Annotated in this window: 16 protein-coding genes, 2 pseudogenes and 1 riboswitch; of the genes and pseudogenes, 4 read left to right on the forward strand and 14 right to left on the reverse strand. The window is 69.9% G+C overall.

Annotation, left to right across the window (positions count from 1 at the left end; genetic code table 11):
- Positions 1–4 precede the first annotated feature (4 nt).
- The gene (locus H7I87_RS07860) at positions 5–451 is read left to right on the forward strand and encodes a PPOX class F420-dependent oxidoreductase (RefSeq protein ID WP_023885629.1); all 447 of its coding nucleotides are present in this window, start codon (positions 5–7) and stop codon (positions 449–451) included.
- Between the two features lie 153 nt (positions 452–604).
- On the opposite strand, the gene dnaE is transcribed toward H7I87_RS07860, so the two are convergent.
- From dnaE to H7I87_RS07880, 4 genes are all read right to left on the reverse strand, one after another.
- Positions 605–4138: a DNA polymerase III subunit alpha gene (gene dnaE / locus H7I87_RS07865; protein ID WP_033727061.1), complete on the reverse strand. Its 3534-nt coding sequence runs from the start codon at positions 4136–4138 to the stop codon at positions 605–607.
- 64 nt (positions 4139–4202) lie between these two features.
- Positions 4203–4634 carry a type II toxin-antitoxin system Rv0910 family toxin gene (locus H7I87_RS07870; protein WP_023861783.1) on the reverse strand — a complete coding sequence of 144 codons (432 nt, stop codon included), beginning with the start codon at positions 4632–4634 and terminating at the stop codon, positions 4203–4205.
- Between the two features lie 88 nt (positions 4635–4722).
- On the reverse strand, positions 4723–5526 hold the full coding sequence (locus H7I87_RS07875) for an SDR family NAD(P)-dependent oxidoreductase (RefSeq protein WP_023861784.1): 804 nt from the start codon (positions 5524–5526) through the stop codon (positions 4723–4725).
- Between the two features lie 4 nt (positions 5527–5530).
- Positions 5531–6547 carry an SDR family NAD(P)-dependent oxidoreductase gene (locus H7I87_RS07880; protein WP_009977446.1) on the reverse strand — a complete coding sequence of 339 codons (1017 nt, stop codon included), beginning with the start codon at positions 6545–6547 and terminating at the stop codon, positions 5531–5533.
- A 230-nt stretch (positions 6548–6777) separates the two neighbouring features.
- Between H7I87_RS07880 and H7I87_RS07885 the strand changes: the two genes are divergently transcribed.
- Positions 6778–7185: a group I truncated hemoglobin gene (locus H7I87_RS07885; RefSeq protein ID WP_009977448.1), complete on the forward strand. Its 408-nt coding sequence runs from the start codon at positions 6778–6780 to the stop codon at positions 7183–7185.
- A 23-nt stretch (positions 7186–7208) separates the two neighbouring features.
- The gene (locus H7I87_RS07890; protein WP_033727062.1) at positions 7209–7967 is read left to right on the forward strand and encodes a methyltransferase domain-containing protein; all 759 of its coding nucleotides are present in this window, start codon (positions 7209–7211) and stop codon (positions 7965–7967) included.
- Here the strand turns inward: H7I87_RS07890 and H7I87_RS07895 are convergent, their stop codons facing one another.
- Positions 7968–8894 (reverse strand): RluA family pseudouridine synthase, encoded by a 927-nt coding sequence (locus H7I87_RS07895; protein ID WP_033720049.1) that lies wholly within the window; start codon positions 8892–8894, stop codon positions 7968–7970. It abuts the gene before it with no gap.
- The gene (lspA, locus tag H7I87_RS07900) at positions 8887–9435 is read right to left on the reverse strand and encodes a signal peptidase II (RefSeq protein ID WP_370445535.1); all 549 of its coding nucleotides are present in this window, start codon (positions 9433–9435) and stop codon (positions 8887–8889) included. Before lspA ends, H7I87_RS07895 begins: the two co-directional genes overlap by 8 nt.
- A gap of 53 nt (positions 9436–9488) precedes the next feature.
- On the opposite strand from lspA, the gene H7I87_RS07905 reads away from it, so the two are divergent.
- Positions 9489–10445: an asparaginase gene (locus H7I87_RS07905; RefSeq protein WP_031354162.1), complete on the forward strand. Its 957-nt coding sequence runs from the start codon at positions 9489–9491 to the stop codon at positions 10443–10445.
- Here the strand turns inward: H7I87_RS07905 and H7I87_RS07910 are convergent.
- The 8 genes and pseudogenes from H7I87_RS07910 to H7I87_RS29315 form a co-directional block, all read right to left on the reverse strand.
- A complete protein-coding gene (locus H7I87_RS07910) occupies positions 10410–11801 on the reverse strand; it encodes a DNA polymerase IV (RefSeq protein WP_003877694.1) in 1392 nt (463 codons plus the stop codon). The genes H7I87_RS07905 and H7I87_RS07910 overlap by 36 nt on opposite strands.
- 106 nt (positions 11802–11907) lie before the next feature.
- A complete protein-coding gene (locus H7I87_RS07915) occupies positions 11908–12768 on the reverse strand; it encodes a PDDEXK-like endonuclease domain-containing protein (protein ID WP_033720050.1) in 861 nt (286 codons plus the stop codon).
- 94 nt (positions 12769–12862) lie between these two features.
- Positions 12863–15970, reverse strand: coding sequence for an isoleucine--tRNA ligase (gene ileS / locus H7I87_RS07920; protein ID WP_033727064.1), 3108 nt, complete (start codon positions 15968–15970; stop codon positions 12863–12865).
- Between the two features lie 377 nt (positions 15971–16347).
- Complete coding sequence (locus tag H7I87_RS07925) at positions 16348–16584, reverse strand: Rv1535 family protein (protein ID WP_009977455.1); 237 nt, start codon at positions 16582–16584, stop codon at positions 16348–16350.
- Between the two features lie 292 nt (positions 16585–16876).
- Positions 16877–17061, reverse strand: a riboswitch (M-box (ykoK) riboswitch).
- A 138-nt stretch (positions 17062–17199) separates the two neighbouring features.
- Positions 17200–18318 (reverse strand): NAD(P)H-dependent flavin oxidoreductase, encoded by a 1119-nt coding sequence (locus H7I87_RS07930; RefSeq protein ID WP_009977456.1) that lies wholly within the window; start codon positions 18316–18318, stop codon positions 17200–17202.
- 62 nt (positions 18319–18380) lie between these two features.
- Positions 18381–18950 carry a carboxymuconolactone decarboxylase family protein gene (locus H7I87_RS07935; protein WP_003876151.1) on the reverse strand — a complete coding sequence of 190 codons (570 nt, stop codon included), beginning with the start codon at positions 18948–18950 and terminating at the stop codon, positions 18381–18383.
- 120 nt (positions 18951–19070) lie between these two features.
- Positions 19071–23309: pseudogene (locus H7I87_RS29310) on the reverse strand (non-ribosomal peptide synthetase family protein); the annotation flags it as partial.
- 122 nt (positions 23310–23431) lie between these two features.
- Positions 23432–26578, reverse strand: a pseudogene (locus H7I87_RS29315) (non-ribosomal peptide synthetase); the annotation flags it as partial.

Here is a 26578-nt window from a genome sequence, read left to right on the forward strand (position 1 = left end):
GGCCATGCCGCATCGATCCTTCGCCGAGTTGCACACCGACCGCTACGCGCTGCTGCGGTCTTTCCGCCGCGACGGCACTCCCGTCGACACCCCGATCTGGTTCGCCGTCGACGACGACGGCGTGTTGTTTCGCACCAAGGTCGGTCCCAAGACCCGCCGGCTCGCCGCGCATGCCGGCGTGGAGCTGGCCGCCTGCGACTACCGCGGCCGGGTCCGCCCGGGCGCGACGACCCTGGCGGGGCGCGCCACGATCCTTTCCGGCGCCGACGCCGAGCGCGCCAACCGCCTGCTGCACCGGCGGTACGGCTGGCAGTGGAATATCGTGCCGCTGCTCAAGATTCCCGGCGTGACGAACGTGCACCGGGATCTGTGCCTGCGTGAGAAGCTGCGCCGGGCCCGCGATCGCGGGGTGTGGCCGGACAGCGTCATCGTGCGGGTGCAGCCCACGTAGGCGCCGGGGGCGCGGCGAGCGCGGCGGCCCCGCGCCTGGCCCCGCGCCTGCCGCGCGGCGAGCCCCGCGCCTGCCGCGCGGCGAGCGTGAAATTAGCTTCACGGTCGCGGCCGAGCGTGAAACTAACTTCACGCTCGGCGCGCCGAAGACCCGCTACCCGCCGAGGCAGCCGGGGCCGAGCAGCTCTTTGAGGTCGCCCATCAACGCCGGCGACGGCGTCACCCGCAGCGACGGGTCCAGCTCCAACGTGGTGATCCGGTCGCCGCTGATCAGCCGCAGATGCACCTGCGAGGTCCCCGGATGACGGGCCAGCACCTGCTTGAGCGCGGTGACCTTGTCGATGGTGCACTGCCGCGTCGGCAGGCTGACCGCCAGCGGCCGGTCCACCTGGGCAGTGGAAAAGTCCGGCACCACAAGCTCATTGGCGATCAGCGCGATCCGGTCGTCACGGATCGCCACCTTGGCGTTGATCAGCACCACGGCGTCGTCGGCGATGTCGGCGCCGTAGGTGGAGTAGGCGTGCGGGAAGAACATCACCTCGATGCCACCGGTGAGGTCCTCCAATTGCGCTGACGCCCAAGGCATCCCGTTCTTGTTGACCCGCCGGTTGACCGACGCCAGGATGCCGCCGACCCGCACCTGGGTCTCGTTGGGCACGTCGCCGTCCAGGATGGCCGGGATCTGGGTGTCCACCTGCGCGGCCAGCAGATGCGCCACCCCGTTGAGCGGATGCCCGGACACGTAGAGCCCCAGCATCTCCCGCTCCAGCGCGAGCTTGTGCTTGTCCTCCCACTCGTCGTCGGGCACCTTGATGGTGAACACCGACTCGGTGCAGCCGCCGTCGCCGCCGAACAGGTCGAACTGGCCCATCGCCTCGGCCTTCTTGGTTCCCAGCACCGAATCGACCGCATCGGTGTGTACCAGGAAGAGGCCCTTGCGCGCGTGCTTGAGCGAGTCGAACGCGCCGGCCTTGATCAGCGACTCGGTCACCTTCTTGTTGCAGGCCGAGATGTCGATCTTGTTCAGGTAGTCGGAGAAGTCGGTGAACTTGCCCTTCTCGTTGCGGGTCTTGATCAGCGAACCGACCACGTTGGCGCCGACGTTGCGCACCGCGCCCAACCCGAAGCGGATGTCCTGGCCGACCGAGGCGAAGTTGACCAGGGACTCGTTGACGTCCGGCGGCAACACGGTGATGCCCAGCTTGCGGCAGTCGGCCAGATAGACCGCGGCCTTGTCCTTGTCGTCGCCCACCGAGGTCAGCAGGCCGGCCATGTACTCGGCCGGATAGTTGGCCTTTAGATACGCGGTCCAGTACGACACCAGCCCGTAGCCAGCGGCGTGCGACTTGTTGAACGCATACCCCGCGAACGGAAGAATGGTGTCCCACAAGGCTTTTACCGCCTTCTCGGAGAACCCGTTGGCGGTCATGCCCTCGTAGAAGCCCTTGTACTCGGCCTCGAGCACCTCGAGCTTCTTCTTGCCCATCGCCTTGCGCAGCGCGTCGGCCTTGCCCATGGTGTAGGAGGCCACCTTCTGGGCGATGAACATGATCTGCTCTTGGTAGACGATCAAACCGTAAGTCTCGGAGAGGATTTCGCGCAGCGGCTCCTCGAGCTCCGGGTGGATCGGCTTGATCGGCTGGCGGCCGTTCTTGCGGTCGGCGTAGTCGTTGTGGGCGTTCATCCCCATCGGCCCGGGACGGTACAGCGCCAGCACCGCCACGATGTCGTTGAACTCCGTGGGCTGCATGCGGCGCAGCAGGTCGCGCATCGGGCCGCCGTCGAGCTGGAACACCCCCAGCGTGTCGCCGCGGCCCAGCAGCTCGTAGGTGGCCTTGTCGTCCAGTGGCACCGACTCCAGGTCGAGATCGATTCCCCGGTTGGCCTTGATGTTGTCCAGGGCGTCGCCGATGATCGTCAGGTTGCGCAGGCCCAGGAAGTCCATCTTCAGCAGGCCGATGGCCTCGCACGACGGGTAGTCCCAGCCGGTGATGATGGCCCCGTCCTGCGGCCGCTTCCACAGCGGGATGGCCTCGGTCAGCGGCTCGCTGCTCATGATCACCGCGCACGCGTGCACGCCGGCGTTGCGGATCAAACCCTCCAGGCCGCGGGCGGTCTGGTAGATGGTGCGCACGTCGGGGTCGGTCTCGATCAGGCCGCGCACCTCGGCGGCTTCCTTGTACCGCTCGTGGCTGGGGTCGGTGATGCCGGACAGCGGGATGTCCTTGGCCATGATCGGCGGCGGCAGCGCCTTGGTGATCCGGTCGGCGATCGCGAAGCCCGGTTGACCGTAGTGGATGCGCGCCGAATCCTTCAGCGCCGCTTTGGTTTTGATGGTGCCGAAGGTGATTACCTGGGCGACCCGGTCGGAGCCCCACTTGTCGGCGGCGTAGCGCACCATCTCGCCGCGGCGACGGTCGTCGAAGTCGATGTCGATGTCGGGCGCCGACGGCCGCTCCGGGTTGAGGAACCGCTCGAACAGCAGGCCGTGCGGAATCGGGTCGATGTTGGTGATGCCCAACGCGTAGGCCACCAGGGAGCCGGCCGCCGAGCCACGCCCGGGCCCCACCCGGATGTCGACCGAGCGGGCGTAGTTGATCAGGTCGGCGACGATCAGGAAGTAGGACGGAAAACCCTTGTCGCAGATGACCTTGATCTCGTATTCGGCCCGGTCGATGTAGTCCTGGCCGACCCCGTCCGGGAACCGCCGCCGCAGCCCGGCCATCACCTCGTGGTGCAGCCAGCTGGCCTGGTCGTGACCGTCGGGCACCGGGAAGACCGGCATCCGGTCGCGCGGCGTCCACACCTCCGCGTAGGACTGCACCCGTTCGGCGATCAACAGGGTGGAGTCGCACGCGCCGGGCACCTCGGCGTCCCAGATCTGGCGCATCTCGGCGGCCGACTTGAGGTAGTAGCCGTCACCGTCGAACTTGAACCGGTTGGGATCCGAGAGCGTCTTGCCGGTCTGCACGCACAGCAGCGCCTCGTGGTTGTGCGCGGCGTCGCGGGTGACGTAGTGGCAGTCGTTGGTGGCCAGCGGCGGGATGTTCAGCTTGCGGCCGATCTCCAGCAGGCCGTCGCGGACCCGCTGCTCGATGGACAGGCCGTGGTCCATCAGCTCGAGGAAGAAGTTGTCGGCGCCGAAGATCTCGCGCCACTTGGCCGCCGACTCGAGCGCCTCGCGGTCCTGGCCCAGCCGCAGCCGGGTCTGCACCTCCCCGGAGGGGCAGCCGGTGGTGGCGATGATGCCGTCGGCGTGTTCGGCGATCAGCTCGGCGTCCATCCGCGACCACTTGCCCAGCTGGCCCTCGAACGAAGCCAGCGAGGACAGCTTGAACAGGTTGCGCAGGCCGGCCGCGTTCTCGGCCACCATGGTCAGGTGCGTGTAGGAGCCGCTGCCGGACACGTCGTCGGCCTTCTGGCTGGGATCCCCCCACAGGATCCGCCGGGTGTCGAACCGGGAGCCCGGCGCGATGTAGGCCTCCACGCCGATGATCGGCTTGATCCCGGCCTTGGTGGCGGCGTTGTAGAACTCGCTGGCGCCGAACATGTTTCCGTGGTCGGTCATCCCGACCGCGGGCATGCCCAGCCGCTCCACCTCGGCGAGCATCGGGGTGATCTTCGCGGCACCGTCCAGCATCGAATACTCGGTGTGGTTGTGCAGGTGCACGAAGGACGAGTGGTTCATAGGGACGCCAGTCTATGACCGAGGACCGACGGGTTTCGGGCGTGTCGGGTCCGTGTGTTGGGTTTTATCCGTAGAGCTCGACGAAGTTGCGCAGCGACCTCTGCACGTCGCCCTTGACGGCGCGCGCGGCGGCCGATCCGACCGGCCCGAACAGCGCCCGACCGCCCAGCTCGAGCCGCAGGCCGAGGGTTGAGCCGTCGCCGGTGGGCCGCACGGTCAGCGAGACGGCGTACTTGGTCCCGCCCTTGCCCGAGCCCGTCATCGCCACCCGGTGCGGCGGTTCCCAGATGGTCACCGTCCAGGTCACCCGATTGCGAAAGCCCTTGGCGCGGGCCACCCCCACAACCTGGGTGCCCTCGCCCAGCTCGTCGGGCAGTTCGCCGCGCCAGGCCTCGTGCAGCACCAGCCAGTCGCCCAGCTCCGACAGGTCGGACACCCGGTCCCACATCTGCTGCGGGCTCATCGGCACCTCGGCGGTCATCTCCACGGCGGCCATGAGTTTCCTCCTCGCTCCCCCCGCGTCCACCCCACGCTGGCGTGACGCTCGGCACCGAACACCACGCTGGCGTGGCGCTCGGCGACACTCAGCGCTTGGGCCCGCCGCGGAACCGGTTGCCGATCCGGATGCCCGGCAGCAGCAGGCTGCGCGGGGCGAAGCGGCCGCCTGTGCTGACCACCTTGGGCACCACGCCCGGCACCACGGTGCGACGGCCGGTGAGCATGCCGCCGATCGCCGCCTCGGCCACGTCCCGCGGCGAGACCTGCGCGATCGGGATGCTGAACCGCTCGGCGTTGGCGATCTCGGCCCACTCGGTGGGCACCGGCCCCGGACACAGACAGGTGACCGACACCCCGCTGCCGTGCAGCTCCTCGTGCACGGCCTCGGAGAACGTCTGCACGAACGCCTTGGTCGCCGAGTAGACGGCCATGTAGGGAACCGGCTGAAAACCCGCGATCGACGCGATGTTCAGCACCGCGCCCGCCCCCCGCGACACCATGCCGGGCAGCGTCGCGTGCGTCAGCTCCATCAGCGCCAGCGCGTTGAGGGTGACCTCTTCGCTCTCGCGCTGCACCGGCAGCTCGTGGAAGACCCCGCTGGTGCCGAAGCCCGCGCTGTTGCACAACCCGGCGATCGATTCGCTGCGCAGCCGGCCGGCCAACCGGGCACGGGCCTTCGAGTCGCCGAGGTCCAGCGGCAGCACCTCGACGCCGACCGAGTACTGCCCGCCCACCTCGTTGGCGAGATCGTCGAGCCGCTCACGGCGCCGGGCGACCAGCAGCAGCGGGAAGCCACGGCGGGCCAGGCCGCGCGCCAGTTCGGCGCCGATGCCGGACGAGGCGCCGGTGATGACGACGGTGGTCGCGATGTCGGGTTTGGGAAGGCTCATCGTCTCACCAATGTATCCCTCTGGTCGCCCGCACGAACGTTTCGCTGCGCGCGTCGAATTCGGTTGCGTCGGTTGCGGATTCATCGCCCTTGGCGGCGCTGGAGTCGCCGAACATGGCGAACGCCCGGTTGCGCACCCGGTCCATCACGGCCGGGTTGACCGCGTCGGCGACGGCGGCGAACTGCCCGAACGGCGAGCTGGCCCGCCGCGGCCGGTGCACGATCGCGTCGGCGATCACCCCGGCCGCCTGCTCGGGCGTCAGCGCCGGGAACTTGTCGTACAACGTGGTCGGGCTGATCATCGGGGTGCGCACCAGCGCCATGTGCACGGTGGTGAATTTGACGTTGTCGTTGACGACTTCGGCCTGCAGCGCGTCGCACAGGCTGTCCAGCGCAGCCTTGCTGGCGATGTACGCCCCGAACCGCGGCGCGCGGGTCTGCACCCCGACCGACGACACGTTGATGATCTGGCCGAAGCCGCGCTCGCGCATGCCGGGGATGAACTTGAGGATGAGCTGCACCGCGCCCAGGTAATTCAACTGCATGGTGCGCTGGTAGTCGTGGATGCGGTCGTAGGACAGCTCCAGCGAGCGCCGGATCGAGCGGCCCGCGTTGTTGATCAGGATGTCGACGCCGCCCAGATCGTCGAGCACCCGATCGGCCATCGCGGCGATGGCGTCCATGTCGGACAGGTCGCACGGGTACACGTGGGCGCTGCCACCGTTCTCCCGGATTTCGGAGGCGACCTTCTCCAGGTTCTCCCGGGTGCGGGCCACCAGCGCCACGACACCGCCCGCCTCGGCGATCTTCTTGGCGGCGGCCTCACCGATGCCCGAGGAGGCGCCGGTGATCAGCACGGTCTTGGCGTCAACGGCCTCCTCGAGGGTGCGGCCCTGCACCGCGTCCAGCAGGTTCCGCAGATAGAACGGCCGGTATCGCCCGGCCGAGTTCGGGGTGTTGATGATGTTGGAGACCGCCGCGAGGGGCTTTTCCACCAGGTTCGTCAGGTCACCAAGGTTCATCGGCTTCGGCTCCCCCGCCCTCGCGCAACTGATGTGACGTGCGTCATGACGCCAACCTAGGACAAAAGCGCCCCGCGTCGATGCGGATTGCGGTCATGCGCCCCGACGCGGTCTCTCACCGTTCCCTTAGGCCGACCGCCAGGTGTGGGCAATCCGCTTGTTACACAGAGCAATCCGGGTGTGACCGCGCCCTAACTGACGGGCAACGCCGCGATGTTCCAATCGTGGTCATGAAAATTCTGGCGCGCTTCCGCAAGGCCGAGCCGGCCAGCATCTACGACCGGATCGGCGGGCACGAGGCGCTCGAGGTGGTGGTCGAGGACTTCTACGTTCGGGTGCTCGCCGACGAGCAACTGTCCGGATTTTTCACCGGCACCAACATGAACCGGCTCAAGGGCAAACAGGTGGAGTTCTTCGCTGCCGCGCTGGGCGGGCCGCACCCCTACACCGGGGCGCCGATGAAGCAGGTGCACCAGGGCCGCGGCATCACGATGCACCACTTCGGTTTGGTGGCCGGGCATTTGGCCGACGCGCTGACCGCCGCCGGCGTGCCGTCGGAGACGGTGAGCGAGATCCTGGGGGCGATAGCGCCGCTGGCGCCGGAGATCGCGACCGGCGAGGCGAAGGCGACGGTCTGAGCGTCGCGCCTAGCATGCCTGGCATGCGGCGCACGTTCGAGGATCTGATCGCCGAAGCCGAGGCCGCCCCGGTCGACGGCTGGGATTTCTCCTGGCTGGACGGCCGTGCCACCGAGGAGCGGCTGTCGTGGGGCTACCAGCGCCTGCTGCGCGACCGGTTGTCGACGGCGTCGGCGGCGCTGGACATTCACACCGGCGGCGGCGAGGTGCTGGCCGGGGCGGGCCCCTTCCCGCCCACCATGGCGGCCATCGAGACCTGGCCGCCCAACGCCGCGCTGGCGACCGCGCGGCTGCATCCGCTCGGCGCGGTGGTGGTGGCGGTGCGCGACGAGCCGCCGCTGCCGTTCGCCGACCACGCCTTCGACCTGGTGACCAGCCGGCACCCGGTCTCGGTGTGGTGGTCCGAGATCGCGCGGGTGCTGCGGCCCGGCGGCAGCTACTTCGCCCAGCACATCGGGCCCGCCACCATGGGCGAGCTGGTTGAGTACTTCATCGGGCCGCAACCGGAGAAGTGGGCCGAGTTTCACCCCGACGCGGTGCGCGCGCAGGTGGCGGCGGCGGGCCTGCGGGTGGTCGAGGTGCGCATGGAGCGGTTGCGGGCCGAATTCTTCGACATCGGCGCCGTCGTGTACTTCCTGCGCAAGGTGATCTGGACGGTGCCGGACTTCTCCGTGGCGCGCTACCGCGAGCGGCTGGCCGAACTGCACGAGCGCATTGAGTCCCAAGGCCCGTTCGTCGCGCACCCGACTCGGGTGCTCGTCGAGGCCCGCAAACCGGAGTGATCAGCCTTCGTCGCGCAGCACGTCGAGCGCGTGCTGCAGATCCGGCGGGTAGGGGCTGACGATCTCCATCCGCCGGCCGTCGGCCGGGTGCGCGAACGACAGCGACCGCGCGTGCAGCCATTGGCGTTGCAGCCCAAGCTTTTTCGCGAGCTTGGGGTCGGCGCCGTAGACCAGGTCGCCGCAGCACGGGTGATGCAGCGCGGAGAAGTGCACCCGGATCTGGTGGGTGCGGCCGGTTTCCAGGTGCACGTCGAGCAGGCTGGCGGCGACGAAGGCCTCCACGGTGTCGTAGTGGGTGAGGCTGTGCCGGCCGTCCTTGGTGACCGCGAACTTCCACTCGCCGCCGCGGTGCCGCCCGATCGGGGCGTCGATGGTGCCGCTGGACGGGTCCGGATGTCCTTGCACCAGCGCGTGATAGCGCTTGTCGACGGTGCGTTGTTTGAACGCCCGCTTGAGCACGGTGTAGGCGCGCTCGGACAGCGCCACCACCATCACCCCGGAGGTGCCGACGTCGAGGCGGTGCACGATGCCCTGCCGTTCGGGCACCCCCGAGGTGGTGATCCGGTAACCGGCGGCGGCCAGGCCGCCGAGCACCGTGGGTCCGGTCCAGCCCACCGACGCGTGCGCGGCCACCGCGGCGGGCTTGTCGACGGCGACGATGTCGTCGTCGGAGTACAGGATGGTCATGCCCTCGATGTCGACCGGGGTGTTCTGCGGCGGCGCCGGCGCCTCGGGCAGGCGCACGTGCAGCCACGCCCCGCCGGTCAGCCGATCGGATTTGCCGGCCGGCACCCCGTCCAGTTCGACACCGCCGTCCTCGGCCAGGGCCGCCGCCGCGCTGCGGGACAGTCCCAGCAGGCGGGCCAGCCCGGCGTCGACGCGCATGCCCGCCAGTCCCTCCGGGACCGGCATCGAGCGCTCAGTCACGGCTCTGGTCGGCCTTTTTCCGTCGACCGACGGTGTCGAAGTCGTAGCCGAAGATCGACAGCACGACCAGCAGGATGGCCCCGCCGACCACCGAGGGGTCGGCGACGTTGAACACCGGCCACCAGCCGACCGACAGGAAGTCCACCACGTGGCCGCGCAGCGGCCCGGGGGCCCGGAAGAAGCGGTCGACCAGGTTGCCCATCGCGCCGCCCAGGATCATGCCCAGGCCCACCGCCCACCAGGGCGACACCAGCCGTCGTCCCATCCAGAAGATGCCGACCACCACGCCGGTCGCGATCAGGGTCAGCACCCAGGTGTAGCCGGTCGCCATCGAGAAGGCGGCCCCGGAGTTGCGAACCAGCGTCCAGGTCACCGTGTCGCCGATGATCGGCACCGGCTGGCCGGGCGGCAACAGCTTGACGGCCAGCACCTTGGTGACGATGTCCAGGGCCAGGACTGTCGCGGCGACCGACAGCAGCAGACGCAGCCGTCGCGGCGGCCGGTCCTGCGGCGCGGTCGATCCCGTTGGTTGTTCAGGCACGCTCATATCATCCCCTACCGCGTCCGTAGACCGGCGACGTGCGGGCGGCGGCGATGCGCGATGATTCCCCCATGGCCCGCCTCACCGTGATCGCCACCGGGGGCACCATATCGACCGGCACCGGCGCCGACGGGGTGCACCGGCCCTGCTACAGCGGGGCGGATCTGACGGCCCCGTTCCGCGCCGATCACGACGTCGAGGTGGTCGACCTGCTGGCGGTGGACAGCTCGGAGCTGACCCTGGCCGACTGGGATCGGATGCGCGGCGCGGTGACGGCGGCGCTGGACGGCGGCGCCGACGGCGTGGTGATCCTGCACGGCACCGACACCATGGAGGAGACCGCGCTGTGGCTCGATCTGACCTACGACGGGCCGGCCCCGGTGGTGTTGACCGGCGCGATGCGCAGCGCCGACGCGCCGGACGCGGACGGTCCGGGCAACGTGCGCGACGCCCTGGCGGTGGCCGCGCATCCGGCCGCCCGCGGTCTGGGCGTGCTGCTGTGTTTCGCCGGCCGGGTGCTACAGCCGCTGGGCCTGTCCAAGGTGGCCACCGAGGACTTGAGCGGCTTCGCCGGCCGGCTGGTGGGCACGGTCGCCGGCGATGTCGCGCTGACCGGCCCGAAAACCCGGCCCTACCTCGGTGACCTGGGTGCCGCCGCGGCCCCGCGGGCCGACATCGTCGCGGCGTATCTGGGCAGCGACGCGGTGGCCCTGGACGCCTGCGTGGCCGCCGGGGCCCGGGCCGTGGTGCTCGAGGCGCTGGGTTCGGGTAACGCCGGGCCGGCGGTGGTCGACGCGGTGCGCCGGCACTGCGGCACCGGGGTGGTGATCGCGGTGTCCACCCGCGTGCCCGGCGGGCGGGTCGGCGCGAGCTACGGGCCCGGGCACGAGATGGCCGCCGCGGGGGCGGTGCCGGTGCCCACGCTGCGGCCGCCGCAGGCCCGGGTGCTGCTGATCGCCGCGCTGGCCGCCGGGCTACCGGCCGCCGACGTCCTCGGCCGGTGGGGCTGACGACTCCTGCAGGCCCTCGACGTAGTCCGGCCAGTCCAGCGAATCGACCGGGTTGGCGCGCACCAGCTCGGCGCTGTCGGCGGGGAAGGTGCGGGCCGGGCCCGGGCCGGAGGTGCGGGTCTCGAACCGGGCGGTGACCACGCCGTGCCCGGCGCCCTGCACCCAGCCGTGCCCCAGGTCGGGGTGGGCGACGTCGTCGCCCACCCGCCAGCCCGCGTCGTGTCCGGGCCCGAACATCGCCTCGGCCGCGGTCTCGACCGACTGCGAATCCGATTGCGGCGCAGGCATTTCCAGGTCCGGGAACAGCGACTCCTGACGCACCTCGCTCAGCCCGGAAAACCCCACCCCGAGCAGGCGGATCGGCCCGATCTCGCGCGGGTCGAGCAGCAGCCGCCGGGCCACGCCGACTAGCGCGGCGGCCTCGGTGGTCGCGTAGGGCAGGGTCGCGGAGCGGGTCAGCGTGCTCATGTCGGACTTCTTCAGCTTGACCGTGACGGTGCGCGCGCCCCGGCCGTCGCGCAGCAGGCGGTGATGGGCGTGCTCGGCGATCGGTTCGATCGCCTCGCGCAGCTGCTCGAGAGTGGTCAGGTCGGCGGCGAAGGTCGACTCGGAGCTGATCTGTTTGGCTTCGGCGCGTTCGGCGACGGGCCGGTCGTCGATGCCGCGGGCCAACCGGTGCAGCGCGGGGCCGATGGTGGCGCCCAGGATGTTGGCGGCCTCGGCGTCGGTCAGCGCGGCCAGCTCGCCGATGGTCTCGATGCCCAGCCGATGCAGCTTCTCCTCGGCGACCGGCCCGATCCCCCACAGCCGGCGCACCGGCAACCCGCCGAGCAGCTCGCGTTCCTCGGCGCGGCGCACCACCCGGACCCCGTCCGGTTTGGCCAGGCCGGAGGCGATCTTGGCGATCTGCTTGCCCGAGCCGGCACCCACCGAGGCGATCAGCCCGGTCTGCTCACGAACCCGTCGACGCAACTGTTCGCAGAACGCCTCGACGTCCTGAGCCGGCGCGCCGGCGAGTTGGGCCGGCTCGCCGAACCCCTCGTCGAAGGACAGTTGCTCGACGACGGGCACCACGGCGCGGATGGTGTCGAAGACCCTCCTGCTGGCCACGCCATAGACCACGCCGCGCGGCGGCAACACCACCGCGGAGACGCCGACCAGCCTCTTGGCCTGATGCATGGGCATGGCCGAGCGGGCGCCGAACACGCGCGCCTCGTAGCTGGCGCCGGCCACCACGCCGCGACCACCCAAACCACCCACCAGCACCGGACGCCCGCGCAGCGTCGGGCGGGTGAGCTGCTCGACGGACGCGAAGAACGCGTCCATGTCCAGGTGCAGCACCCATCGGGACTCCACCCGATCGATGCTATTGCCCGGGCCTGCTGCGGCCCGGGCTGACCGCGAGAGTGCATCTACCGACGCAGCCTCTCGGGAAACGCGTCGCTGGTTGCACTTTCGCGGCTCACAGCGGGCAGCCCGCCGCGCGCAGCGCCTCCCGGATCCTGCCCACTAAGACGTCCGGCCGATTACGCAACAGGTCCGCGCTCACCCGGATGATCCGCCAACCCCGGCGCTCCAATTCTGCGACGCGGTCGATGTCCTTGGCGCGGATGCGCGGATCGGTCCAGTGTTGGGCGCCGTCGTATTCGACGCCCACCCGCCACTGCTCCCACCCCAGATCGATGCGAGCCAGCACGAAACCCCAGTCGTTGTGCACCGTGATCTGGGTGCTGGGTTTGGGCAATCCGGCGCCGACGATCGCCAGCCTCGTCCGGGTCTCTTGCGGCGACTCGGCCCCTGCATCGATGAGAGGCAGCACCCGTCGCAACTGACGCACGCCTCTGGCGCCGCGGTGGGCCCGCATGAGCGGTTCGACACACTCGGTCGTCAGCCCCGTCGCCCTCGCCAACGAATCGATCGCTATGACCGCGGCCACCAAGCCGGGTCGCCGTCCCAGGTCGTACGCGGTGCGCACAGGCGTCGTCACCGGCACACCGCGGACTTCGGTGATCTCGTCAGGCAGCAACGTCTCATTGCGGGCGACGATCAATGGCGGCGGCCGCTTGCGATCAGTGATCAGTTCGGCGGGTGCGCGCGGATCGACCCATTGCGCGCCCAGCAACGCGGCCGCCGAGTTGCCGGCGACCACCGCGCGCCTGCCTGACCACAGCCAGGCAGCTATCGCCCGGTCGCTGGCGGTGAAGTCGGCACCGCGCTGGTAGACGTTGCGATAGATCCGCGTGCACGAGCGCCGCAGGTCGCGCTCCGTCAGCGCGCCTGCGCTCAGCGCCTCGGTGCCCACAAACAGCTGCCCCTCGCCCATGGGCGGAGGCTGCCACACAGCTCCGACAACCGACGAGAGTGCATCTACCGACACCGTTACTCGGTAAATGCGTCGCCAGTTGCACTTTCGCGGCTCAGACTTTGGAGATGCTCACCCGCACGCCGTCGCCGATCGCGACGGGGTCGGCCGGCTCCCCGAATTCGAAACGGGTGGCCAGGATTTCACCGGCGATCAGGTCGCGGTGGGTGTGCGCCCACTCGGCCCGCCCGGCGGGCACCGATATCACCACGCTGATCCGGTCGGAGACGTCCAGCCCGGTCGACTTGCGCAGCTCCTGCAATTCGCGGATCCGGTCCTTGGCCCAGCCCTCGGCCTCGAGCTCCGGGGTGACGGTGCCGTCGAGGACCACCAGGCCGGCCCCATTCGGCAGGGCCGCGGTGAATTCCGGGTCGGCGGCCACCAGCCGCGAGCTGTACTCCTCGGGCCGCAGCACGGCCGGGCCGGCGGTCAGGGTGCCGTCTGCGTTGACGACGCCCTCCCCCGCCTTGACGGCCTTGATGGCCGCCTGCACGTCTTTGCCCAGCCGCGGCCCGGCCACCCGGGCGTTGACGGTCAGCTCGAAGGTGCCGTAGGTGTCGATCGCGTCGGTCAACTCGACGCTCTTGACGTTGAGCTCGTCGGCGATCAGGTCGACGAACGGCGCCAGGTGTTGCGGATTCTCCACCGCCACAGTCAGTTTCGGCAGCGGCAGGCGCACCCGCAGCTTCTTTGCCTTGCGCAGCGAGGAGGCGGCCGAGCACACCTCGCGAACCTGGTCCATCGCCGCGACCAGGCCGGGGTCGGCGGGCAGCTCGCCGCTGCGCGGCCAGTCGGTCAGATGCACCGAGCGTCCGCCGGTCAGGCCGCGCCAGACCAGCTCGGTGACCGAGGGCAGCAGCGGCGCGGCCAGCCGCGCGGTCACCTCCAGCACGGTGTGCAGCGTGTCGATGGCGTCGGCGTCCTCGCTCCAGAACCGCGAACGCGACCGTCGCACATACCAGTTCGTCAGCGCCTCGGTGAACTGGCGCAGCTGCTCGCAGGCCCGCGAAATGTCGCAGGCGTCCATCTCCCGGGTCAGGTCGTCGCGCAGTTCGGCGAGCTTGGCCAGGATGTAGCGGTCCAGCACCTGGGTCGAATCCGTGCGCCAGGTACCGACTTTCGGCGCGTAGAGGGCCAGGAAGCTGTAGGCGTTCCAGAACGGCAGCAGCACCTGGCGCACACCGTCGCGGATGCCCTGTTCGGTGACAATGAGATTGCCCCCGCGCAGGATCGGCGAGGCCATCAAGAACCAGCGCATGGCATCGGAGCCGTCGCGGTCGAACACCTCCGACACGTCGGGGTAGTTGCGCAGCGACTTGCTCATCTTCTGTCCGTCGGAGCCCAGCACGATGCCATGGGCCACACAGGTTTTGAACGCCGGCCGGTCGAACAGCGCGGTGGCCAGCACGTGCAGGGTGTAGAACCAGCCGCGGGTCTGCCCGATGTATTCGACGATGAAGTCGCCGGGGTAATGCGTCTCGAACCAGTCGCGGTTCTCGAACGGGTAGTGGACCTGCGCGTACGGCATGGACCCCGAGTCGAACCAGACGTCGAGCACGTCGGGGATGCGGCGCATGGTGCTGCGACCGCTCGGGTCGTCGGGGTTGGGCCGGGTCAGCTCGTCGATGTAGGGCCGGTGCAGGTTGTCCGGCCGCACCCCGAAGTCGCGCTCGAGTTCGTCGAGGCTGCCGTACACGTCGATCCGCGGGTAGGCCGGGTCGTCGGACTTCCACACCGGAATCGGGGTGCCCCAGTAGCGGTTTCGTGAGATCGACCAGTCGCGGGCGCCGGTCAGCCACTTGCCGAACTGGCCGTCCTTGACGTGTTCGGGATACCAGGTGATCTGCTGGTTGAGTTCGACCATGCGGTCCCGGAATCGGGTGACCGCCACGAACCAGGACGACACCGCCCGATAGATCAGCGGGTTGCGGCAGCGCCAGCAGTGCGGGTAAGGGTGCTCGTAGGTTTCGTGGCGCAGCAGCACCGGCGCGTTGGCCGCGGCGGCGCCGCTGCCGTTCTTCAGGTCCCGGATGATCTGCGGGTTGGCGTCGAAGACGTTGAGGCCCTGGTAATCCGGGACGGCGGCGTCGAAGCGTCCGTTGGAGTCGACCGGCGTGACCGGGGCGATGCCCGCGGCGTCGGCGACGGCCATGTCGTCCTCGCCGTAGGCCGGCGCCAGGTGCACGATCCCGGTGCCGTCCTCGGTGGTGACGAACTCGCCGGCCAGCACCCGAAATGCGTTGGGGCTGTCCATGAAATACGGGAACGGCGGCAGGTACCGGGTGCCCAGCAGCTCGGCGCCCCGGTAGCTGCCCAGGATCTCGGGCTCGGGGCCCAGCTCGCGGGCGTAGGCGGCCAGCCGCGGCTGGGCCAGCACGAAACGACGGTCACCGGAGCGCACCTGCACATAGGTCACCTCCGGGTGGACGGCGACGGCCAGGTTGGACGGCAGCGTCCACGGCGTCGTCGTCCAGATCAACAGGTGCGCGCCGTCCAGCTCGCCGCCCACCACCTTGAACCCGACCGTCAGCGCCGGGTCCTGCCGGCTCTGGTACACGTCGTCGTCCATCCGCAATTCGTGGTTGGACAGCGGCGTTTCGTCGCGCCAGCAGTACGGCAGCACCCGGTAGCCCTCGTAAGCCAGGCCCTTGTCCCAGAGCTGCTTGAACGCCCAGATCACCGACTCCATGTAGGGCAGGTCGAGCGTCTTGTAGTCGTGGTCGAAATCGACCCAGCGGGCCTGGCGGGTCACATAGGCCCGCCACTCGTCGGTGTAGCGCAACACCGATTCGCGGCAGGCGTCGTTGAACGCGGCGATGCCCATGTCGTCGATCTGCGATTTGTCGGTGATGCCCAGCTGGCGTTCCACTTCCAGTTCGGCCGGCAGCCCATGGGTGTCCCAGCCGAAGCGGCGCTCCACCTTGTTGCCGCGCATGGTGCGGTAGCGCGGGACGATGTCCTTGACGTAGCCGGTGAGCAGGTGGCCGTAGTGCGGCAGCCCGTTGGCGAACGGCGGCCCGTCGTAGAACACGTATTCCTCGGCGCCGTCGCGGCGGGCGATGCTGGCCCGGAAGGTGTCGTCGCGGGCCCAGTAGTCGAGCACCTCGAGCTCGAGCGCCGGGAAGTCGGGCGCGCCGCCGGCCGGCTTCGGGTAGGTCTGCACGGAATCCGCCGGCTGAGCCTCGCGGTCAGCCTGGAACCCGAGATTGTCGGTCACGATGCGCGTTGTCTCCTGTGCCACGGTGCAAACCGGGGACGACGACGCGCTGGCTGCGCGAGCGCCGCGGTACCACCCCGCTTGCCGCGCTTTCGCGTGGCCACTCGAGTGCGGCTGTGACGGGCCTACCCGTTCGGTTCTACTGAGCCGCCCCGCCGGGCCGGCCGTTCTTCCGAAGGCTCCCCGGTGATGGCCGGATCGACGCCAGTACGACGATTCTACGAAACCCCGCAACCGCGGGTCCGCTCCAAGGGGCTACCTGGTCTCAGGGGTCGCCTGCGACCGGGAAGCCCCTCGGAGCGGTGTAGGTTCGCTGTCCATTTTCAGGCCTGGACTTCCAGCACACCGACCCGCCACAGCGCCGCGTACACGTGGCGCAGCGGGATGCTCAACAGGCGGGCGGCGCCGTCGACCAGCGGGTCGCCGCCGGCACCGAACGGCGCGCCGCTGCCCCGGCGAGTCTTGGGCGCGGGGGCCGCGATGGTGTCGGTGTCGCGCACCACCCGCAGGGTCGGGGCGGGCGCCACGGTGGCCACTTCGTCGTAGAAAGCTGCGGTCATGATCGCCTCCTGGCGGAGAAATTCCAACGGGGACTACGGGGACTGACGTGTCCCGTCCCGGGGTTGGTTCCGATCTTCGGAGAACGCTTGGCCGGCAAGGGTTTTCGCGTTGGCGACGGCTCAGCCGAGCGGGTCGCGCCGGAGACCGGGTCGGGACGAAACACGGTTCGGACTTCGGTCCGGACTGTCACTGGAACTCATGTGTCCCTCACCTCCTCGCGGTCCCGGCGCATGCGGGGTCGCATGCGATCTACGCGCAGCATGAGGAGCAGAACCCGACGATCGTCGGCAATCCGCACCCCTCTCGTCAGAGCTTTGACACCACACGACGTGTCCTGGCCCGAACGACAATCCGAGCCGGAAGCCACCTGGGCTCAACCCTTAAGCCGGGAGGAGCTGTCCTGACCCGGGGCGTCTTTCGACGTTCGGGGTCAGTGGCCTGTATTCGTGTAGACGCCTCACCTAACGAGGTGCTTACCCGACCGATAATGCACGAGCGCTCCGACACGGTCAAATCCCCCGCCAGCGTGTCCGCGATTCTTTACGCGTTCCGTGGGGGCGCCCACAGCATTCGGTCAGCTACCTGCGCTGACCTGGCCGGATGGCGATGGCCGATCAGTTCTCGATCAGGCCGTCGAGCCGTCCGACGGTGTCGATGAACTCCTCGACCATGTCCAGCACCACCGCGCGGGTGGGGCGGATCCGGTCCAGCGAGCCCACCACCTGCCCGACGAAGTAGGTGGCCAGCTCGCGGGCCTTGGCGCCCGGCTGGGTGGCGGCGGCGTTGATCCGCAGCTGCGGCTCGGTGATCAGCGCGGTCTGCAGCGGCATGCCCAGCGGGTCGGGGTTTTCCGGGCGGTCCCACTCGTCGGTCCACGCGGTGCGCAGCATCCGGGCCGGCTTGCCCGTCATCGAGCGCGACCGCACGGTGTCGGAGGAAGTGGCGGCCAGGAACTTCTCCTTGACCACCGGCACCGTCTCGGCCTCCTCGGTGGTCAGCCACACCGACCCGCACCACACGCCCTCGGCGCCCAGCGCCAGGGCCGCCGCGATCTGGCGGCCGCGGGCGATGCCGCCCGCGGCCAGCACCGGCACCGGCGCGACGGCGTCGACCACTTCGGGCACCAGGACCATGGTCGCCACCTCACCGGTGTGCCCGCCCGCCTCGGTGCCCTGCGCGACGATCAGGTCCACCCCGGCGGCGGCGTGCCGTTGGGCGTGCGCGGTGGTGCCGGCCAGCGCGGCCACCAGCACGTCGCGGTCGTGCGCGCGTTCGACGAGGTCGGGCGGGGGCGGGCCGAGCGCGGAGGCGATGAGCCGGATGTCGTGGGCGAAGGCCACGTCGAGCAGCGGCTGGTAGGTCTTGGGCGAGATGTTCAGGCCGCCGGCACGGATGTCCGCGGCGGGCGCGGTCACCCCGTAGCGGGCCAGCAGGTCGTCGACGAACGCGCGGTGCTCGTCGGGCAGCAGGGTGCGGGCCTGGCCGGCGTCGATGCCGCCCTGCTCGGCGCCGACGTATTTGGGTGGTAGCAACAGGTCGACGCCGTAGGGCTTGCCGCCGGTCTGCTGCTCGATCCAGTTCAGTTCGTTGTCCAGCCGTTGCGGGCTGTGCGCGGTGGCGCCCAGGATGCCGAATCCACCCGCATTGGTCACCGCGGCCACCACGTCGCGGCAGTGGCTGAACGCGCAGATCGGGAATTCCACGCCGAGCAACTCGGCGACCCTGGTTCTCATTGCCCGACGCTAAGAGCTCTTGACAGAGAAGTCAATCGGTTACGGCCGTGGGTGATTCGGCGTCAGCTCGCGGGCTCCCGGCCGTCCGGAGGCCAGCTCGCCACCCCGTCCTCCAACGGCACCTCGAGGCTCTGCAGGATCGAGGCGACCATCCGCCACGCGCCGATGACCGTGACCAGCTCGACGAGAACCGTTGTGTCCCCGTTGAATTCGTGCTCGCACTGCGCCCAGCTGGCGGCGCTGACCGAACCGTGGCGCACCACGTCGTCGGTGGCGGCCAGCACGGCCCGCTCGGTGGGCCCAAACCCCGGGTAGTTCCGCCAATCTCGCACCCCGAGCAGATCGTCGCCGGGCACGCCGAGCCGGGACGCGACCCGCCAGTGCTGCGTCCACTCGTAGTCGCAGCCGGTGAGCCAGCCGATGCGCATGATGATCAATTCGCGCAACCGGGAATCCAGCGCGCCGTGCCAGAGCATGGTGGCGAGCAGGTCGTTGATGGCACGGGCCAGGGGCGGATGGTTGAGCAGCACCTGGAAGATGCTGAGCTCGGCCATGTAGTTGGGCACGGCAGCTTCGTCGGCGGCGGCCTTGGCTTCGTCCAGGGGCAGTTTGGGCAGGCGCGCTGTGGGCATCGGGTGAGCACTCCTCGGTACTGGCGGGACCGTCGCGTTCTACGGTCATGGTAGCCAGCGCCGGGCGCGGCGACGACGGCCTGCGCGCCTATCACCAGAGCCTTTGCGGCCCAATATCTTTCAGAGCAAGCCCAGCAATTGCAGGTCGGTCACGTATTTGACGATGACCGGGGCGGTGATGTGCGGGATGTCGTTGTCGGCGCCGATTTTGGCTTCTTGCACCGCGGCGCGGAACCGCTCGGTGGGCCCCAGGCAGCCGCGGGCCGGGTCGGCCGGCGGCACGTGCCGGGCGTTGCGCAGCGCCAGCAGCTGCAGCACCGACTGGTGGCGCTGCCGTTCCGGCAGGGCGTGCAGCGCGGTCTCCATCCGGTGCAGCCACTGGTCGAAGTCGTCGACCCGCTCGATCGGGTAGCCCGCCTCGATCAGCCAGTCGACGTACTCGTCGAGCCCGATGCCGTCGTCGTGCGGGTTCATCACGTGGTAGGTCGCGAACGCGGTGCCGGCGTCCCGGCCCACCTGGGCGCCCAGCGTGGCGATCGCCTCGGCGACGAACTCGACCGGCAGCGCGTCGAAGTGCGCGCGCTGCCGGTTGCCGTGCGCGTCGAGCCGGTAGAACGAGCGCGGCGCCACGCCGCTGGCCACCACGCTGAACAGCAGCCGGGTGAACATGTCCGACAGGTTGAGCTGGCCCGCGTAGCTGGTGTCGGCCAGGATCATGTCGCAGCGGAACACCGAGACCGGCAGCCCGCACAGGTCGTGCGCCTCGCGCAGCAACACCTCACCGGCCCACTTGCTGTTGCCGTAGCCGTTGCCGTAGCCGCCGTCGATGGTGCGGATCGGCCCGGCGACCCGGATGTCGGCGTCCTCGGTGAACGCCGACGGCTCGATCTGGTCGCCGACGTTGGCGGTCGACACGTAGCTGTACGGCTTGAGTCTGGTGGACAGCGCCAGCCGGATCAGTTCGGCGGTGCCGGCGACGTTGGGGCCGAACAGTTCCTGGTAGGGCAGGACGCCGTTGACGACGGCCGCCGCGTCGACGATCAGGTCGACGGTGTCGGCCAGCCGCTGCCAGGTCCGATCGTCCAGGCCGAGGTTGGCGCGGCCCTTGTCGCCGGCGATGACTTCGAGGTGGTCGGCGGCCAGTTCGTGGAAGTACCGCAGCAGGGCGGGATCGCCGCTGTCGAAAGTGCGCTCGAGGCGGCGCCGCGCGTCGTCGTCCGAGGCGGCCCGCACCAGACAGATGAGTTTCCCGTCGGCCAGTTCCAGGCGTTCCAGCCATTGCAGCACCAGGTAGCGGCCCACGAAGCCGGTGGCGCCGGTCAGCAGCACGGTGCGCACCTCGGCGCCGGGGCCGGGCAGCGCGGGTGCGGCGGACAGCGTCGCGGCGTCGATGAACTTGTCCAGGGTCAGGTCGCTGGCGTACACCTCGGTGGCGTCGCGGCCGTGCACCGATGCGAAGTCGGCCCGAAGGCCTTGCGCCACAGCGGGATCGGCGTTCAGCCGCTGGCTCAGGCTGCGCACCGAGGGCGCCTCGAAGACGGCCCGCACCGGCAGGTGGATGTCCAGCGCGTTGTAGATGGCTGCGACCAGCCGCATGGCCGACAGCGAGTCGCCGCCCAGGTCGAAGAAGGATTCCTGCACCCCGACCCGCCGCGGCAGCCCCAGCACCTGGGCGTAGAGCCAGGCCAGGATCTCCTCCACCGCGCCGGCCGGGGCCAGGTAGTCCTCGGGGCCCTGGTAGTCGGGGGCGGGCAGGGCGCCGGTGTCGAGTTTGCCGCTGGGTGTCAACGGCAGCGCGTCCAGCACCAGCACCGCGGCGGGCACCATGTAGCCGGGCAGCCGTTCGGCCAGCGCGGTGCGGAGCTGCGCCGGGTCGGCGGTCCCGGTGACGTATGCGACCAGCCGCTTGTCGCCGGGGCGGTCCTCGCGGGCGATCACCGCCGCCTGCTCGACGCCGTCCAATTCGGCCAGGGCGGACTGGATTTCGCCGAGTTCGATGCGGTAGCCGCGAATCTTGACCTGCTGATCGGCCCGGCCCAGGTATTGCAGCTGCCCGTCGGTGCCCCACCGGGCCAGGTCCCCGGTGCGGTACATCCGCTCGCCGGCGCCGCCGAACGCGCAGGCCACGAACCGCGCCGCCGTCAGGCCGGGCCGGCCCAGATAGCCGGTCGATACCCCGGCGCCGGCCACGTACAACTCGCCGACCACACCGGCAGGCACCGGCCGCAGGTGTGCGTCGAGCACTCTCAGCGCGGTCCCCGGCACGGGCGCACCGATCGGCGGCGCCTCGGGGCCGGGGGTCAGCGGCGCGCTGACGGCGGCGACGATGGTGGTCTCGGTGGGCCCGTAGACGTTGATCATCACCCGGCCGGGCGCCCAGCGGTCCACCACCTCGACCGGACAGGCCTCGCCGGCGACCGCCAGCGTCGTCGACTCCAGACCGTCCGGTGAGAGCACGCCCACCTCGGACGGCGTCTGGGTCAACATGTCGACGCGTTCCGCAACGAGCAAGGCGTGCAGGTCTTTTGGCGAGCGGACCACGTCGTCGGGCACCACCACCACCCGCCCGCCGTGCAGGAGCGCGCCGAAGATCTCCCACACCGAGAAGTCGAAGGCCAGCGAATGGCACTGGCCCCACACCTTTCCGGGTGCGGCGGGCAGGCCGGCGGCTCCCAGCGACGCGAACAGCTGGGTGGCGTTGCGGTGGGTGACCGCGACGCCTTTGGGGCAGGCCGGCGGCTCCCAGCGACGCGAACAGCTGGGTGGCGTTGCGGTGGGTGACCGCGACGCCTTTGGGGACGCCGGTGGTGCCGGAGGTGTAGATGAGGTAGGCGATATTGTCCGGGGCGGGCGCGGGTGGTGCGGTGACGGGTTGTTCCGGGATCGACGGGTCGTCGACGTCGATGACGGTCTGGTGGTAATGCTGTAGGCGGCAATGGAATTCGGTGCTGGTGAGCACGGCCGCGGGTGCGGCGTCGGCGAGCATGAACTCGATCCGGGCGCTGGGCAGGCCGGGGTCGACGGGCAGGTAGGCGGCCCCGGCCTTGAGCACCCCCAGGATGGCCGCGACGGCCTCGGCGGAACGCTCCATCAGCACGGCCACGCAGCGGCCCGGCCCTGCGCCGTAACGAATAAGATGGTGCGCCAATTGGTTTGCCGAGGAGTCCAGTTCACGGTAGGTCCACGAACGCCGCCCGCAAGTGACGGCCACCGCGTGCGGGGTGCGCGCCACCTGGGTGGCGAATACCTCCGGGATGGAGGTGGGCGGGTGTTGTGGTCGGGTCAGTGCTGCGCGGTTGCCGAGGGCGTCGAGGCGGGCGTGCTCGTCGGGGTCGAGCAGGTCGATCGAGGACAACCGGCGGCCGGGGTCGGCGGTCATGGCCGCCAGCACCCGCCGCAACCGCTGGGTCAGCGCCTCCACGGTGGCGGTGTCGAACACGTCGGTGCGGAATTCGACGGCTCCCCCGATACCGGCGGGGGAGCCGTCGGATGTCCAGCGTTCGGCCAGCGACCAGGCCAGATCCATCCGGGCGGTGCGGGTATCCACCGGCAGCGGGCTCACCCGCACCTGCCCCAGGCTCAGCTCGGTGGGCTCGATGTTCTGCCAGGCCAACATCACCTGCACCAGCGGATGGTGCGCCAGGCTGCGGGCCGGGTTGAGTCGCTCCACCAGCACCTCGAACGGCACATCCTGATGCTCATAGGCAGCCAGGCTGCGTTGCCGCACCCGCGCCAGCAGCTCGGCCACCGTGGGATCACCGGAGACGTCCACCCGCAGCACCAGGGTGTTGACGAAAAAACCCACCACGTCATCCAGCGCCGGGTCGCGCCGCCCAGCGATCGGAAAGCCCACCGCCACATCCGAACTCACGCTCACCTTGGCCAGCAACACCGCCAACGCAGCCTGCACCACCATGAAACTGGTGGCATTATGCGCCCGCGCCAACTGCGATATTTGCTGCTGCAACTGCGCCGGCCAATCAATGGTCACGCTGGCGCCGCGGAAATCGGCCACCACCGGATACGGCCGATCGGTGGGCAATTCCAACCGCTCGGGCATGCCCGCCAACGCGCTTTCCCAGTAGCGCAGCTGACCGGCGATCAGGCTGTGCGGGTGCTGGCGCCGCGGAAATCGGCCACCACCGGATACGGCCGATCGGTGGGCAATTCCAACCGCTCGGGCATGCCCGCCAACGCGCTTTCCCAGTAGCGCAGCTGACCGGCGATCAGGCTGTGCGGGTCGTCGAGGTCACCGAACTGGGCGCGCTGCCACAACGTGTAATCGACATACTGCACCGGCAACGGCACCCAATCCGGGACCCGCCCCGCCGACCGACTCGCATACGCCCGCGCCAAGTCACGCACCAACGGCGTCAACGACCACCCGTCCGCGGCAATATGATGCACCACCGCCACCAACAAATGCTCCTCGACACCACACCGCAAAAGCACTGCACGCAACGGAATTTCAGCAGCCANAAGTCACGCACCAACGGCGTCAACGACCACCCGTCCGCGGCAATATGATGCACCACCGCCACCAACAAATGCTCCTCGACACCACACCGCAAAAGCACTGCACGCAACGGAATTTCAGCAGCCAGGTCGAACGGGTGGCTGACCACGGTCTCGATAGCCCGGCCCAGCTGAGTGGGCGACCAGCCACTGGCGTCGACGACCTGCCAGCCGATGTCGGCCTCGTCGACCTCGATCACCAGCTGCTGAGGTATGCCCTCGCGCGCGGGGAACAGGGTGCGCAGGCTCTCGTGGCGGCCCACCACGTCGGCCAGCGCCGCGCCGAACGCCGCCGCGTCGAGGCACCCGTGCAGCTGCAACGCGATGGCCATGTTGTGCACCGGCGACGGCCCGTGCAGCTGACCGATGAACCACAGCCGCGACTGGGCGAACGACAACGGCACCACCGCCGGCCGCTCGGCGGCCACCAGCGGCGCCCGCGCCGACCCGTCGGCCCCCAGCCGCGCGGCCAGCCGCCGAATGGTGGGCGCCTCAAACAGGGCCCGGACGCCGAGGTGGACGTCGAGGCGGGAGTTGACCTCCGCGACCAGCCGCATGGCCGACAGCGAGTCGCCGCCCAGGTCGAAGAACGAGTCGTCGACGCCGACCAGCCGGGGCGGCCGCACGTCCAGGACGTGGGCGTAGATGTCGGCCAGGGTCTGCTCGACCGCGCTCGCCGGGGCGTGGTATTGGTCGGCGCCTTGGTAGTCGGGGGTGGGCAGGGCGCCGGTGTCGAGTTTTCCGTTGGGCGTCAACGGCATTGCGTCGATCGTGACCACGGCCGCGGGGACCAGGTAGGCGGGCAGCCGTTCGGCCAGCGCGGTGCGGAGCTGCGCCGGGTCGGCGGTCCCGGTGACGTAGCCGACCAGCCGCTTGTCGCCGGGACGGTCCTCGCGGGCGATCACCGCCGCCTGCTCGACGCCATCCAACTCGGCCAGGGCGGACTGGATTTCGCCGAGTTCGATGCGGTAGCCGCGAATCTTGACCTGCTCGTCGGCCCGGCCCAGGTATTGCAGCTGCCCGTCGGTGCCCCACCGGACCAGGTCCCCGGTGCGGTACATCCGCTCGCCGGCGCAGCCGAACGGGCAGGCCACGAACCTTGACGCCGTCAGACCGGGCCGGCCCAGATAGCCGGCGGCCACCCCGGCGCCGGCGATGTACAGCTCGCCGGTCACACCGGCAGGCACCGGCCGCAGCCATCCATCCAGCACGAAGAATCCCAAGTGCGCCAAGGGCATTCCGATCGGGCTGACGTTGCCGTCGATGTCGCCGTCGACGATCTCCCGGAACGAGGCGTGCACCGTCGTCTCGGTGATGCCGTACATGTTGATCAGCCGCGGGCGTGCGGGATGCCCGTCCAGCCAGCCGCCCAGCCGGTGCGGGATCAGCGCTTCGCCCCCGAAGATCACCGTCTGCGGGTTGAGCCGCCGGGCGGAGTCGGCGCGCTGCAGCGCATCGAATGCCGACGGCGTTTGGCTGAGCACGTCGACATGTTCGTCGATCAGCAAGGCGCATAGGTCTTCCGAAGAGCGGACCACGTCGTCGGGCACCACCAGCAGCCGGCCGCCGTGCAGCAGCGCGCCGAAGATCTCCCACACTGAGAAGTCGAAGGCCAGCGAATGGCACTGGCCCCACACCTTTCCGGGTGCGGCGGGCAGGCCGGCGGCTCCCAGCGACGCGAACAGCTGGGTGGCGTTGCGGTGGGTGACCGCGACGCCTTTGGGGCAGGCCGGCGGCTCCCAGCGACGCGAACAGCTGGGTGGCGTTGCGGTGGGTGACCGCGACGCCTTTGGGGACGCCGGTGGTGCCGGAGGTGTAGATGAGGTAGGCGATATTGTCCGGGGCGGGTGCGGGTGGTGCGGTGACGGGTTGTTCCCGGATCGACGGGTCGTCGACGTCGATGACGGTCTGGTCGTACTCCTTTAGACGGCAATGGAATTCGGTGCTGGTGAGCACGGCCGCGGGTGCGGCGTCGGCGAGCATGAACTCGATCCGCGCGCTGGGCAGGCCGGGGTCGATGGGCAGGTAGGCGGCCCCGGCCTTGAGCACCCCCAGGATGGCCGCGACGGCCTCGGCGGAACGCTCCAGCAGCACGGCCACGCAGCGGCCCGGCCCTGCGCCGTAACGAATAAGTTGGTGCGCCAATTGGTTTGCGTGTTCCTCAAGCCGACGATAGGTGACCGAGCGACCGTTGGCGGTCAGCGCCACGGCGTGCGGGGTGCGCGCCACCTGGGCGGCGAACATCGCGGGGATGGAGGTGGGCGGGTTTTGCGGTCGGGTCAGTGCTGCGCGGTTGCCGAGGGCATCGAGGCGGGCGTGCTCGTCGGGGTCGAGCAGGTCGATCGAGGACAACCGGCGGCCGGGGTCGGCGGTCATGGCCGCCAGCACCCGCCGCAGTCGCTGGGTCAACGCCTCGACCGTGGCGGTGTCGAACACGTCGGTGCGGAATTCGACCGCTCCCCCGATACCGGCGGGGGAGCCATCGGGTGTCCAGCGTTCGGCCAGCGACCAGGCCAGATCCATCCGGGCGGTGCGGGTATCCACCGGCAGCGGAATCACCCGCACCTGCCCCAGGCTCAGCTCGGTGGGCTCGATGTTCTGCCAGGCCAACATCACCTGCACCAGCGGATGGTGCGCCAGGCTGCGGGCCGGGTTGAGCCGCTCCACCAGCACCTCGAACGGCACATCCTGATGCTCATAGGCAGCCAGGCTGCGTTGCCGCACCCGCGCCAGCAGCTCGGCCACCGTGGGATCACCGGAGACGTCCACCCGCAGCACCAAGGTGTTGACGAAAAAACCCACCACGTCATCCAGCGCCGGGTCGCGCCGCCCAGCGATCGGAAAGCCCACCGCCACATCCGAACTCGCGCTCACCTTGGCCAGCAGCACCGCCAACGCGGCCTGCACCACCATGAAACTGGTGGCATTATGCGCGCCGGCCAACCGCGATATTTGCTGCTGCAACTGCGCCGGCCACTCCACCGCGACACTGGCGCCGCGGAAATCGGCCACCACCGGATACGGCCGATCGGTGGGCAATTCCAACCGCTCGGGCATGCCCGCCAACGCGCTTTCCCAGTAGCGCAGCTGACCGGCGATCAGGCTGTGCGGGT

The sequence above is a fragment of the Mycobacterium timonense genome (assembly GCF_025821985.1).
GTDB lineage: Bacteria > Actinomycetota > Actinomycetes > Mycobacteriales > Mycobacteriaceae > Mycobacterium > Mycobacterium avium.

Bases quoted from the DNA above. Each gene is read 5' to 3' on its own strand.
- H7I87_RS07860 (WP_023885629.1), top strand. From the start codon at position 5: ATGCCGCATCGATCCTTCGCCGAGTTGCACACCGACCGCTACGCGCTG.
- dnaE (WP_033727061.1), bottom strand. From the start codon at position 4,138: ATGAACCACTCGTCCTTCGTGCACCTGCACAACCACACCGAGTATTCG.
- H7I87_RS07870 (WP_023861783.1), bottom strand. From the start codon at position 4,634: ATGGCCGCCGTGGAGATGACCGCCGAGGTGCCGATGAGCCCGCAGCAG.
- H7I87_RS07875 (WP_023861784.1), bottom strand. From the start codon at position 5,526: ATGAGCCTTCCCAAACCCGACATCGCGACCACCGTCGTCATCACCGGC.
- H7I87_RS07880 (WP_009977446.1), bottom strand. From the start codon at position 6,547: ATGAACCTTGGTGACCTGACGAACCTGGTGGAAAAGCCCCTCGCGGCG.
- H7I87_RS07885 (WP_009977448.1), top strand. From the start codon at position 6,778: ATGAAAATTCTGGCGCGCTTCCGCAAGGCCGAGCCGGCCAGCATCTAC.
- H7I87_RS07890 (WP_033727062.1), top strand. From the start codon at position 7,209: ATGCGGCGCACGTTCGAGGATCTGATCGCCGAAGCCGAGGCCGCCCCG.
- H7I87_RS07905 (WP_031354162.1), top strand. From the start codon at position 9,489: ATGCGCGATGATTCCCCCATGGCCCGCCTCACCGTGATCGCCACCGGG.
- H7I87_RS07915 (WP_033720050.1), bottom strand. From the start codon at position 12,768: ATGGGCGAGGGGCAGCTGTTTGTGGGCACCGAGGCGCTGAGCGCAGGC.
- H7I87_RS07925 (WP_009977455.1), bottom strand. From the start codon at position 16,584: ATGACCGCAGCTTTCTACGACGAAGTGGCCACCGTGGCGCCCGCCCCG.
- H7I87_RS07930 (WP_009977456.1), bottom strand. From the start codon at position 18,318: ATGAGAACCAGGGTCGCCGAGTTGCTCGGCGTGGAATTCCCGATCTGC.
- H7I87_RS07935 (WP_003876151.1), bottom strand. From the start codon at position 18,950: ATGCCCACAGCGCGCCTGCCCAAACTGCCCCTGGACGAAGCCAAGGCC.